Origin of the sequence: Nonomuraea sp. NPDC049758, from assembly GCF_040674635.1 — a bacterium.
In the GTDB taxonomy this organism is placed as follows: domain Bacteria; phylum Actinomycetota; class Actinomycetes; order Streptosporangiales; family Streptosporangiaceae; genus Nonomuraea.
The window spans coordinates 601669-614234 of record NZ_JBFAMZ010000002.1; the positions used below are offsets into that span (position 1 = coordinate 601669).

At 70.3% G+C, this 12566-nt stretch carries 10 protein-coding genes; 3 read left to right on the plus strand and 7 right to left on the minus strand.

All coding sequences use genetic code 11. From position 1 onward, the window contains the following. Positions 1–47: 47 nt before the first annotated feature. The gene (locus AB0J46_RS07360; RefSeq protein WP_364327671.1) at positions 48–986 is read left to right on the plus strand and encodes an EamA family transporter; all 939 of its coding nucleotides are present in this window, start codon (positions 48–50) and stop codon (positions 984–986) included. Here AB0J46_RS07360 and hisC read toward each other — a convergent pair. The 7 genes from hisC to AB0J46_RS07395 all read right to left on the minus strand — a co-directional run bounded on the left by hisC (position 983) and on the right by AB0J46_RS07395 (position 9288). Continuing rightward, positions 983–2041, minus strand: a complete 1059-nt coding sequence (gene hisC, locus AB0J46_RS07365; protein WP_364327674.1) for a histidinol-phosphate transaminase — start codon at positions 2039–2041, stop codon at positions 983–985. The two genes, AB0J46_RS07360 and hisC, sit on opposite strands and share 4 nt — an antisense overlap. 62 nt (positions 2042–2103) lie before the next feature. After that, entirely contained in the window at positions 2104–2601 is a 498-nt protein-coding gene (locus AB0J46_RS07370; RefSeq protein WP_364327677.1) for a GNAT family N-acetyltransferase, read from the minus strand. Next, positions 2598–3254, minus strand: a complete 657-nt coding sequence (locus AB0J46_RS07375) for an NUDIX domain-containing protein (RefSeq protein WP_358290649.1) — start codon at positions 3252–3254, stop codon at positions 2598–2600. The genes AB0J46_RS07370 and AB0J46_RS07375 overlap by 4 nt, the downstream gene beginning before the upstream one ends. A 31-nt stretch (positions 3255–3285) precedes the next feature. Further along, complete coding sequence (locus AB0J46_RS07380; RefSeq protein WP_364327680.1) at positions 3286–5085, minus strand: DUF4434 domain-containing protein; 1800 nt, start codon at positions 5083–5085, stop codon at positions 3286–3288. Positions 5086–5128: 43 nt separating this feature from the next. Then, on the minus strand, positions 5129–6217 hold the full coding sequence (locus tag AB0J46_RS07385) for a glycosyltransferase (protein WP_364327683.1): 1089 nt from the start codon (positions 6215–6217) through the stop codon (positions 5129–5131). Positions 6218–6236: 19 nt separating this feature from the next. Beyond that, a complete protein-coding gene (locus AB0J46_RS07390) occupies positions 6237–7484 on the minus strand; it encodes a nucleotide sugar dehydrogenase (RefSeq protein WP_364327686.1) in 1248 nt (415 codons plus the stop codon). 130 nt (positions 7485–7614) lie between these two features. Further along, complete coding sequence (locus AB0J46_RS07395; RefSeq protein WP_364327689.1) at positions 7615–9288, minus strand: glycosyltransferase family 4 protein; 1674 nt, start codon at positions 9286–9288, stop codon at positions 7615–7617. Between the two features lie 56 nt (positions 9289–9344). Between AB0J46_RS07395 and wecB the strand changes: the two genes are divergently transcribed. After that, a complete protein-coding gene (gene wecB / locus AB0J46_RS07400) occupies positions 9345–10475 on the plus strand; it encodes a UDP-N-acetylglucosamine 2-epimerase (non-hydrolyzing) (protein ID WP_364327692.1) in 1131 nt (376 codons plus the stop codon). Positions 10476–10529: 54 nt separating this feature from the next. Further along, positions 10530–12566: a glycosyltransferase gene (locus AB0J46_RS07405; RefSeq protein WP_364327695.1), complete on the plus strand. Its 2037-nt coding sequence runs from the start codon at positions 10530–10532 to the stop codon at positions 12564–12566.

Sequence of the window (12566 nt, forward strand, 5' to 3'; positions counted from 1 at the left end):
GATACCCGCAGGTGCTTTGTCGTGGTCGCCCGATAAAGTCATGACCCATGAGTGCGAACACCACTGACAGCCGGGCTCCCGTCCTCGTCTGGAGCGCCCTGGCGATCGTGTACGTGGTGTGGGGCTCGACCTACCTCGGCATCAGGATCGCCATCGAGACCATGCCCCCCATGCTGAGCGGCGCGCTGCGCTTCGTGACGGCCGCGCTGCTGCTCGGCGGCTTCCTGCTGATCAGGAGGGGCCTGGAGCCGTTCCGGGTGTCGTGGCGGCAGGTCTGCGGGGCCGGGCTGGTCGGCCTGCTCCTGCTGACCAGCGGCAACGGCATGGTCGCCGTGGCCGAGCAGCACATCTCCAGCGGCCTGGCCGCGCTGCTGGTGGCCTCGGTGCCGCTCTGGCTCGTCGTGTTCCGGATCCTGGTCAGGGACCGGCCGGCCGTGCTGACGCTGGCCGGCGTGCTCGTCGGGTTCGCCGGCGTCGCGGCGTTGTCGCTGACCGGCGGCCAGTCGGTGGACACCACCGGGATCGTGGTGATCCTGGTGGCCTCGTTCTCGTGGTCGGTCGGCTCGTTCCTGTCGGCGCGCATCCCCATGCCCGCCAACCCCTTCGCGGCCAGCTCGATCGAGATGCTGGTCGGCGGCGCCGGCCTGGCCGTGACCGGCACGGTGCTCGGCGAACGGCTCGACCTGGCGGCGGTCTCCGGACGTTCCTGGGCGGCGCTGGCCTACCTGGTGCTGGTCGGCTCGCTGGTCGGCTTCACCGCCTACACCTGGCTGCTGGGGAACGCGCCGATCTCGCTGGTCTCCACGTACGCCTACGTCAACCCGGTCGTCGCCGTGCTCCTCGGCGTGCTGGTCGTGAACGAGCACGTGACCCCGCAGATCATCGCCGGCGGGGCGGTGATCCTGGTGGGCGTCGCCCTGGTGGTCTCCACCGAACGACGCGCCAAAGCCAGGACCGCGCCCCTCGCGGAAGAGGTCAGCGCCTAACCGCGGAATTCCTTGGCGGCGGCGAGGAAGGCGTCGTTGGCCTCGGGGTCGCCGATGGACACCCGGGCCCCCTCGCCCGCGAACGGCCGTACGGCCACGCCCTCCACCGCGCAGGCGGCGGCGAAGTCGAGGGTGCGCTCGCCGAGCCGCAGCCAGACGAAGTTCGCCTCGGTCGGCGGCACCGTCCAGCCCTGCTCGATCAGCGACTCGCGGACCCGGCTGCGCTCCTTGACCACCCGCTCGACCCGCTCCAGCAGCTCGTCCTCGGCCTTCAGCGAGGCGATGGCGGCGACCTGCGCGAGGTGGTTGACGGCGAACGGGATGATCGTCTTGCGGACGGCCGCGGCCACGGGCTCGTGCCCGATCAGGTAGCCGACCCGCAGGCCCGCCAGCCCGTACGCCTTGGAGAAGGTGCGCAGCACGCAGACGTTCGGCCGGTCGCGGTAGAGCGTCAGGCCGTCGGGGACGTCCTCGTCGCGGACGTACTCGCGGTAGGCCTCGTCCAGCACGACGAGCACGTTCTCCGGCACGCGGTCGAGGAAGGACACCAGGGCGTCGCGGCGGATCGCGGTGCCGGTGGGGTTGTTGGGGTTGCACACGAAGACCATGCGGGTGCGGTCGGTGATCGCCTCCGCCATGGCGTCCAGGTCGTGGTCCTCGCCCGCCAGCGGCACCTGGACGGACGTGACCCCCGACAGGTCCGCCAGCAACGGGTACGCCTCGAACGACCGCCACGCGTAGACGACCTCGACGCCGGGCTCGCCGACCGTCTCGAACAGCTGCTGGGCCACCGTGACCGAGCCGGCGCCCAGCGCGATGTGCTCGAACGGCACGTCGTACCGCTCGGCGATGGCCTCGGTCAGTCCGACGGCGCCGGGGTCGGGATAGCGGTTGATCTGCCGGGCTCCCTCGGCGACGGCCTCGACCACGGAGGGCAGCGGGTCGTAGGGGGATTCGTTCGAGGAGAGCTTGTACGACCGGCCGTCGGCGGAGACCACGGCCTTGCCCGGCTTGTAGGGGGGCATGGTGTCCAGGATGTGGCGGAAACGAGGCATAGAACTACCTTAAAAGGCCACGCCCGATGAAGCATCCGCCAGCCCCCGCACGTCGAGAAGGCTCACGGCCGGACGCGTTCCCAGCGCGTCTCGCCGTCGTGCACGAGGTCGGTGGGGTGGAGGCCGGCGTGGGCGGCGACCGCGGCGGAGGCCGCGTGGCCGGGGTGGATGTGGGCGACGACCGTGCCGATGTCCTGGGCGTCGCACCAGGAGACCAGGGCACGGGCGGCCTCGGCGGCCAGGCCGCGGCCCTGCCAGGGCACTCCGACCACCCAGGCGATCTCGGCCGTGCCCGCCTCGACGGTCGCCTGCACGTAGCCGGTCAGCCGGCCGTCGGCGCGCAGGCGGAGCACCCAGTTGCGCCAGCCGGGCGGGCCCGCGGCCAGGCGTTCGTAGCGGGCGCGCAGCTCCTGCTCGGTGGCGGGGACGCCGCCGACGAACTCGTGCAGGCGCGGGTCGGCGAGCACCGCCGCCATCTCCGCGGCGTGCTCGACCCGCAGGGGCACGAGCGACAGGCGAGGGGTCTCGATGACGTCGATGAGGTCGTTCGGGATGGTCACTCCTGGAGCATGGGCGGGTGGAGGAGCTCGGCGGGGCCGCGGCGGAAGAGCTTGGCGGGGCGGCCGCCGTCTCTGGTGGTGGTGGCGCCCGTCTCCACCAGGAAGCCCTCCGCCTTGGTGACCTTCCGGTGGAAGTTGCGGGGATCGAGGGGACGCCCCCAGACGATCTCGTACACCCGGCGCAGGTCCGCGACGGTGAACTCCGGCGGGCAGAAGGCCGCCCCCAGGGACGTGTACTCCAGCTTGGCGCGGGCGCGGTCGACGCCGTCGAGCATGATGCGGCGGTGGTCGAAGGCCATGACGGAGAGCGCCTCGACCGGCTGCCAGCTCATGTGCGCCTTCTCCGAGGCCGGCAGGTCGGGGGCCAGGCCCAGGTAGGCGACGCTCAGCACGCGCTGGCGCGGGTCGCGGTCGGGGTACCCGTACGTCTGGAGCTGCTCCAGGTGCACCGGGGCGCCCGGGAGCCCGGCCCGCTCGGCCAGGATGCGGTGGGCGGCGGCCGGCAGGTCCTCGTCGAGCTGGATGAAACCGCCCGGCAGCGACCAGCGGCGCAGGAACGGCGGGTTGTCGCGCCGCCACACCAGGGCGCTGAGCGCATGGTTGCGTACGGTGAGCACGACCAGGTCGACGCTGACCGGGATGCTCGGGACCATGGACGGCACGTTACACGGAGTCCCGTCTGCCCTATGCGGATATGCGTACGTGGAGGGGCGTCGTGGCCTCCTTGCCGGACGCCCCCTTGATCCCTATCTTGACCCATTCCCCGGGCGGCACCTGGGTCCAGTCGAACGGCACCCAGGCCGTCGCCATCCGGGCCGGGTGCTCGTCCAGCGGGTCCTTGTCCAGCCAGCCGACGGCCGAGACCACCAGTTCCTTGGTGCCGCCGGACCATTCGACGAGCACGGTGCTGCCGTCCAGGTTGTAGCCGCGCACCTCGACGCCGTCCTGGGGGTCGCGGGGCCGCCTGATGGCGTCCACGGCGATCGGGCGCTGCCAGTCGCCGGCGATCTCGTCCTGGAGCGAGGGGTCGCCGCAGGTCATGAAGTCGCTCCACATGTAGGAGACGATCTTCTGGACGTACCGGCCGGCCATCGTGACGGCCTGGTCGAGGCGCTTCTTGTCCGTCTGGCCGCGGGTGCCCTGCGGGGCGCACGGCTGCTTGCCGGACGGCTCGAACGCCTCCACGTTCGCCCACAGCTCCACCTCGTGACCGGCCTGGAGCATCTCGTCGCGGGCCTTGGCCATCTCCCGGTAGTAGTCGCGGGTCGAGCCGTGGTACGCGGTGCCGTACGTGGCCTCGCCGACCACCGGACGCAGCCGGTCGTCCACCTCGGTGTCGCGCTCGTCCGGCCAGAACAGGCCGACCTTGCCGGTCCCCCGGCTGTCCTGCGGGGCGATGATGCCGACGCCGGTCCGGGCCAGCGCCTTGAACGCCTCGGCCACCTGCGCCGGCGTCTGGCCGAAGCCGACCCGTTTGCGCGCGTCCAGGTACGGGCTGATCAGGATCGGCTTGCCCAGTTCCTGCTCGACGATCCGGTGCTGGTCGGCGTACACCTCAAGGGTGGGGTTGGTGGCCAGTGTGGCCCCCATCTGGACCTCGAACGGCTGGTAGACGCCGCCCAGGGCCTGCCGGTCGGCGAAGCGCACGCCGTAGTCCTGCAGGATGCGCCGGGTCAGCGTGGTGAGGGTGCCGAGGTGCCGCTTGTTCGCCCTGGTCGGCGTCTCGGAGTCGCGCGGGGCGAGCGGCAGCGCCGGGAACACCCGCATGCTGAACTGGTCGGCCAGGTCGAGCAGCTCGTTCAGGCTGTCCTTGGCCGAGCCGGCCACCAGGATCAGGTCGTACGACGTGGCCTTCTTGGCGAAGTCGCAGGTGGCGTCGTCGGAGCCGTCCGGAGGGGCGATCATGCGGTAGTAGATGCGGTCGCCGGCCTTGACGGCGTGTTCCATCGTGGGGCAGCGGAACAGGTCGCCGCCGAACGCCTCGTCGGTGCGGTAGACGTACGTGCGCCCGATCCGGTTGCCGGGGTTGGCCTTGCGCAGGTCCCGTTCGGCCGCGTCGTGGCAGCTCAGGCCGTCCTCTTCGCACGCCTTGTACAGCGGGTCGAGCGTCCCGTCCTTCGCCAGCACCTCGCCGGTGTCGTCGGAGACGCTACGGAACTGCAGGCCGTACCCGATCCTGATGATCGTGTCGCCGCCGGCGCGATGGATCTCCTGGAGCTGGTGACGCCAGGTGCACGGGTTCGACTTCGGCGTGATCCAGTAGCCGGTGACGGCGTAGAAGTTCTTGGTCGTGGTGTCGAACGTGCCGCAGGGGTCGGTGAACTCCTTGACCTTCGGCGGCGGCGGCGTCGAGACGGTCCTGGACGGCTTCGGCGTGCTCGACGAGGACGCGACCGGCCGCTCGGACGACGACGGGAAGAGGATGATCACCACCGCGACCACGGCCAGGACGGCTGCGCCCACGAGCAGGAAGAGCCATCGCACGTTCAGGAACCTACCGCTCTCGTGATCTGCCGGAGATAAACCGCTATCGCGTGATCCCGGCCCATGCCTCGAGCTGGGTCACGAACCGCTTGGCCGAGTTCGGCCAGTGGTGGTTCGCGCGGGCCGCGGCGTACCCGCGAGCGCCCTGCGCCCGCCGCTCGCGCACGTCGTCCCGCAGCGTCAGCACCGCCTGCGCGACGGCCTTCGGGTCCTCCCAGGGCACGACGACGCCGCTGTCGTACCGCTCCACCAGCTCGACCGCGCGCGGCGACGGCGTCGTGATGACCGGGATGCCGTGCGCCATGTACTCCACGATCTTGGTGGGCATCGAGTGCCGGTAGTTGGGCTCGTCGTGCAGCAACGACAGCCCGGCCAGCGCCCCGTCGAGCCGCTTGAGCGCCTCGTCGTTGGGCATGAAGTCACGCCACTCCAGCAGGCCGTCGGCGACGGCCTGGTTGAGCATCGGGCGGCTCTGCGGATCGGCGTACCCGATCAGCTCCACCGTCACCCGGTACGGCTGGAGCAGCTTGGCCACCTCGACGGCCTCGAACACCCCGCGCGCCCGCGACAACCACCCGAGGTAGACCACCCGGTCGTCGCCCGGAGGCGTCACCGAGTCGGGTACCCAGGTCTCGTTCGGCACGATCAGATGGGCGTCCTTGAACCGGCCCGCGTAGGCGGTCTCGGCCAGCAGCAGGTGCATGTGCCGCTCGGCCGTGCCCTCCAGCATGCGGGCGAAGAAGCGCACCGGCGGGCGCAGGAACGAGGGCAGCCACGGCTTGAGCGACAACGTCGCCGGGGTGTCCTCGTGCACGTCCCAGACCACCGGCGGCCGGTTGCGCACGCCCCAGACCGCGAACAGCAGCTCCGGGTCGTGGATCAGGACCAGGTCGACCTTGTTCCGCATGCGCTTGAACAGCCGCCGGGCGGCCCAGACGGCCGCCATGCGTTTGCGCTGGGCGGCCCTGGGCAGATCGACGCCGTTGACCCATGGACGCGGTACGACCCCGTGCGCCGAGAAGGAGGCGGCATACGTGACCTCATGACCGGCATCCACGAGGGCACGGATCTGCCGATGCAGAATTCTCGCGTCCTCGGGGTTATGCACCACCGTCATGACGAGCACGTGCACTGCGCGCAGCCCTCCGTCGCTACAGCCGCTCGACGCGTTCACCCTCGGTGAGCACACCGCGGGTGTCCAGCACGAGCTTGGCCTTCGCCTCGACCATGGCCAGATCGAACGCGGCGTGCTGCTGCAGCAGCAGCGTCACGTCGGCGTTGACCACGGCCTCGGTCAGATCCTCTTCCCGTGGCACCGGAGTGCCGTCGACCGACCACTCCTTGACGTACGGATCGGCGAACGAGAGGTCGGCCCCCAGCTCCAGCAGCGCACGCGCCACCGGCAGAGCCGGAGTTTCCCGTTCGTCGGCGATATCCGGTTTGTACGTGACGCCGAGCATAACCACTCGGGCGCCGTTCACGGGCTTCTTGTGTCTGTTCAGCAGTCGCTGGACGCGCGCCACCACGTAGGACGGCATGCGCTCGTTGATCTCCTGGGCCAGCTCCACGAACCTGAACGGGTACCCGAGCTTGCGCACGGTGTAGGACAGGTACGAGGGGTCCACAGGGATGCAGTGACCGCCGACGCCCGGCCCCGGCAGGAACTTCTGGAAGCCGAACGGCTTGGTGGCCGCGGCCTCGATCGACTCCCACAGGTTGATGCCGAGCTCGTCGCAGAAGATCGCCATCTCGTTGACGAGGGCGATGTTGACGTGCCGGTAGGTGTTCTCCAGCAGCTTGGCCATCTCGGCCTCGCGGGTGCCGCTGACCGGCACCACCTGCTCGATGAACTGCTTGTAGAACGCCGTCGCCCGGTCGCGGCAGACCGGCGTGTAGCCGCCCACGACCTTCGGGGTGTTCTTGAGCCCGAACTTCGGGTTGCCCGGGTCGATGCGCTCGGGCGAGAAGGCCAGGTGGAAGTCCACGCCGGCGGCCAGGCCCGACTGCTCCAGCAGCGGGCGGGCCACCTCGTCGGTGGTGCCGGGCCAGGTGGTGGATTCGAGCACGACGAGCGTGCCCCTGCTGAGGTTGCGGGCGACGGCCTTGGTCGCGCCCTCGACCGCGGACAGGTCGGGACGGTGGTCCTCGTCCAGCGGGGTGGGAACGCAGATGACGATCGTGTTGCTTCTGGCCAGCACGGACTCGTCCAGCGTCGCGCTGAATCCGTTCGCCAGCATGTGATCGAGGTCAGCGTCGGTCAGGTCATCGATGTAGGACTGCCCGGCGTTGAGCGCGTCGACCTTCCGGGGGTCGACGTCCACGCCGACGACCCGCAGCCCGGCGGCAACCGCTTCCTTCGCAAGCGGCATACCGACGTAGCCCAGGCCGATGACAGCCAAGTCGATTTCTGTCACAGCAGTGCCTTCGAGAGCCGGAAACAACACTTCATGGTCGCAAAGGTTATCTCAAGTCCACCTAGCTCACGCCTAATGCGACCGAACCCGTCACAACGTACAGGCAACGTGGAGGTCATCTTTCGGCAAGCGATCGGTATAGAGCTTGATAAGTCTCGGCAACGCGGCTCCAGGTCCGCTTCGCGGCGACTTCGGCGCGTCCGGCCTCGCCCATCTCCGCCCGTCTGGCCGGATCCTCGCGCAGGCCGGCGATGGCCTTGGCCAGCTCGGCCGGGTCGCCGGCAGGCACCAGCAGGCCGGCCCCGTCGGAGCCGACGAGCTCGGAGAGCGCGGGCAGATCGCTGAGCACCACCGGCTTGCCGAGCGCCATCGCCTCGACCGGCTTCAGGGGCGTGACGAGCCGGCAGACCCGCAGGTCCTCACGCGGGCAGGCGAAGATGTCGATGGCGTCCTGGGCCTGCAGCGCCTCGTCGGGGCCGACCCGGCCGGGCAGGACGGCGTCGCGCAGCCCCAGCTCCTCGACCAGGGCGAGCAGGTTCTCCCGCTCGGCGCCGTCGCCCACGATGAGCACCCGCACCGGCGTGCGGTCGTCGCGCAGCAGCGCGGCGGCGCGCAGCAGGGTCGCGAAGCCCTCGTAGGCCACGATGCTGGACACCGAGCCGACCACGATCTCGCCGGGGGCGATGCCGTACGCGTCGCGGAACGAGGCGCCGTCGTAGTGGGCCGACAGCAGGGTGTCGTCGACGGCGTTGGGCGCCAGGTGGATGCGTTCCCTGGGCACGCCGCGATCGACGATCTCGGTGGCCATCGTCTCGGCCAGCGTGACGACCGCGTCGGCCTCCCGCATGAGGAACGCCTCGCGCTCGCGCTGGAGCACGTGCCGCTGGCTGCCGACCCGGATGGGGTCGCGGGAGGCCCACGTCTCCTCCAGGAAGCCGCGCACCTCGTAGACGAACGGGGTGCCCGTCCGGTCGCGGACGGCGTGCGCGACCGAGCCGTTGCGGTGGTCGGTGGCGGCGTGCAGGACCTGCGGGCGCAGCTGCTCGACCAGCCGGGTGACGCCCTCGGCGCCCTTGACCATGCGGCCGCGCATCTCGAACGGCACCTCGCCGTGCCCGTCGGGCAGCAGGCGGTAGTACGGGATGCCGTCGATCTCCTCCTGCGCGGGCGCGTCGGCGTGCCCCTGAAGCATGGGCCAGCCCCAGCTCGTCACGACGTGCGGGTCGAGCCCGGCCGCCTTCTGGGAGGTGACGATCCGGTGGGTGCGCACGGTGTAACCGGCCTGCGTGTACGGCAGCGCGTTGGTGACCAGGTGCAGCACGCGGCCCTCGACGCGCCCGGCGATGGCGACCTTCGGACCCGGCGGGATCGGGTCGGGGCTGATGGCGGCCAGCTCACCGCGGTAGTAGGCGGCCCTGCGCTTGACGAAGGGGTATTTGGTGTGCGCGTCGAGCACTTCGGCGGCCTGCGAGACCCGCCCGGCGTCCCAGTGGGCCTTCGCCTCGTTCCACGGCGCCTTGATCACGCGCATGCCGATCTTGCGCACCATGCGCCGGGCACGGCGGGCGGCGGGCCAGGCCACGCTGCCGACGAGCGGGCGCAGCTTGGGCGGGAGCGCGTCGGCGGCGGCCTGCGCCACGCGGACGGGGTCGGACTTGACCTTGGTCACGACGACGCGGGAAACGATGACGGGGTGCTGGACGAAGCCTTTGAGAAGTCCCCCGACGCCGGCCCGGGCGGACTTCGCGGAAACCTTGGAGGAGTCTTGACGACTGGCGTCGGATGCCACGCTGGGACCGTACCATAGGCAGCGTTTTTTCCCTTCCGCTATGAAAGGCGAGGTCAATGAGGGAGAACCCCCTGGTCCTGCACGTTTTGGGTGCTCGTCCCAATTTCGTGAAAGCGGCCCCGGTGGTGCGTGCACTCGGTGAACTCGGCGTGCGGCAGGGCATCATCCACACCGGTCAGCACTACGACGCGCTGATGTCGGACGTCTTCTTCGCCGATCTCGGCCTGCCCGAGCCGGTGGCCAACCTGGCGGTGGGCTCCGGCACGCACGCCAGGCAGACCGCGGCCCTGCTCGTGGGCCTGGAGGACGTCTTCGTCGCCCAGGAGCCCGACCTCGTCGTGGTCTACGGCGACGTGAACTCGACGCTGGCCGCGATCCTGGTCGCCGCCAAGCTCGGCATCAGGACGGCGCACGTCGAGGCCGGGCTGCGCTCGTTCGACCGGGGCATGCCCGAGGAGGTCAACCGGGTCGTCACCGACGCGCTGGCCGACCTGCTGTTCGTCACCTCGCCCGAGGCCCTCGCCTATCTGGCCTCGGAGGGCGTGCCGCCCGCGAAGGTGCACCTGGTGGGCAACCCGATGATCGACAGCCTGTTCGCCGCGCTGCCCTCGCTGGACCCGGCGCCGGTGGTGACGCGGCTCGGCCTGCCGGCCCGGTACGCCGTGGCGACGCTGCACCGCCCGGCCAACGTGGACACCGCCGAGGCCGCCAGGGAGCTGGTCGAGGCGGTGCTGGAGGTGTCGCGGCGGACGCCGGTCGTGGTGCCGGTGCACCCGCGCGGCAAGGCGCGGCTGGCCGAGGCGGGTCTGGTGGACGGCGACACGATCAAGGTCATCGAGCCGCTGGGTTATGTGGACTTCCTCTCACTCGTCCGGGGGGCGGCGCTGGTCGTCACCGACTCCGGCGGCGTGCAGGAGGAGACGACCATGCTGGGCGTCCCCTGCCTGACGCTGCGGCCCAACACCGAGCGGCCGATCACGATCACGCACGGCACGAACCGCCTGGTCACGCCCGCGCTGCTGCCCGCCGCGGCGGAGAAGGCGCTGGCCGACGGCGCTGCCACGCCGGCCGGCGAGCTGCCGGTGATGTGGGACGGCAAGGCCGGTCCGCGCATCGCGACGGTGATCGCGGCGTGGCTGAAGGGCGACAACCTGGCCCCGGCTTCCCAGGCCAAACGCCCCGAATAGCGGCTGAATCCGCCGTACTATGACATACCTCCGCTGAGCGATAGGCGTATCACCATGGCCGAAAACCCTGAGCCCCCCGCGTTCCAGCGACTGGGACCCGTCAACTGGCTGCCCGAGGAGCGCAAGCTCATCGAGCGGTACGAGGCCGAGGTCAGGGAGCTGCGGCGGCGGCTGGAGATCGCCGAGGCCAAGGCCGCGTACGCCGGCTGGAAGCTGGAGGCCACCCAGGCCAAGCGCACGTTCAAGCTGGGCGAGGCCCTGGGCTCGAAGAGCCCGGGGAGGATCGTCGAGGCGGTCAGGTCGAAGGACAAGGCGCCCAAGCCGCCCATGCCGGTCACCGAGGCGGTCGAGCTCGCCAACCACCGCCCCCCGCTGGTCGAGGTGCCGACGGCGAAGTGGCCGCTCGGCCCGGTCAACCGGCCCGACCTCAAGGTGGCGGTCATCCTGGACGACTTCTCCAGGATGGCCTTCAGGTACGAGTGGGACCAGATCGAGTTCGGCCTCAAGGACTGGCCGGAGATCTTCGCCGACAAGCGCCCCGACCTGCTGTTCTGCGAGTCGGCCTGGCACGGCAACCAGGGCCGCTGGCGCTACCAGATGACCGGCACGAACGCCCCCAAGGAGCCGCTGCGCGACCTGGTCGCCTGGTGCCGCGCCGAGGGCATCCCCACGGTCTTCTGGAACAAGGAGGACCCGCCGAACTTCGACTTCTTCATCGACACGGCCAAGCTGTTCGACTACGTGTTCACCTGCGACGGCGACATGGTGCCGAAGTACCGCGAGGTGCTCGGCCACGACCGGGTCGACGTGCTGCAGTTCGCCGCGCAGCCGCGGGTGCACAACCCGATCCAGCAGAAGCAGGGCCGTCTGCACGACGTGGTGTTCGCCGGCATGTACTTCCGCGACAAGCACCCCGAGCGGCGTGAGCAGATGGAGGTCGTCCTCGACCCGGTGCGCGAGCTGGGCCTGCACATCTTCGCCCGCAACGGCGAGGTGGACGAGAAGTACGCCTGGCCGGAGAAGTACCGGCCGCACATCGTGGGCGAGCTGCCCTACGACCAGATGCTGGCCGCGTACCGGATGTACAAGGTCTTCCTCAACGTCAACTCGGTGCTCGACTCGCCGACCATGTGCGCCCGCCGCGTCTTCGAGCTGTCGGCGTGCGCGACCCCGGTGGTGTCGGGGTGGTCGCGGGCGATCGAGGAGACGTTCGGCGAGCTGGTGCCGATCGCGCGCGAGCCGGTCGAGTCGTACAACCAGGTGCTGCACCTGATCAACAGCCCCGAGCTGCGGGCCAGGATGGGCCACCTGGCGATGCGGGAGGTCTTCGACAAGCACCTGTTCTCGCACCGGGTGGACCAGATCCTGCAGAACCTCGGCCAGGCCACCGCGCCCCGGTCGCGCTCGATCTCGGTCGTGCTGCCGACCAACCGGGCCGCGCAGATCGAGCACGCGATCTCGTCGGTGGCCCGGCAGCTCCACCGGCCGCTGCAGCTCGTCATGGTCCTGCACGGGCTGGACATCGACCCGGTGGTGGTCGCCGACAAGGCCCGGATGGCCGGCATCACGGACGTCGTCGTCCTGCCCGCCGCCCCGGAGCTGACGCTCGGCGCCTGCATGAACCTGGGCATCGCCGCCGCCGAGGGCGACCTGATCGCCAAGATGGACGACGACAACCTCTACGGCGAGCACTACCTGTCGGACCTGGTGCGCGCGTTCGACTACTCCGACGCCGAGCTGGTCGGCAAGGGGGCGCACTACGCGTACTTCGAGGGCAGCAACACCACCATGCTCCGGCTGCCCGGCCTGGAGCACCGGTACTCCTTCCTCGTCCAGGGCGGCACGTTCCTCGGCAAGGCGGACATGTTCCGCTCGTACGGCTTCGCGGACATCACGCGGGGGGAGGACACCCAGCTGGTACGCCGGCTGAAGGAGGACTCCGTCAAGATCTACTCGGCCGACCGGTTCAACTTCGTCTACTGGCGCAGCGCCGACGCCTCGATGCACACCTGGCAGGCCGACCACATCAAGCTGACCCGCAACGCGCAGTTCTCCTTCGTCGGCCGCCCGGACGACCACGTGCTCATCTGA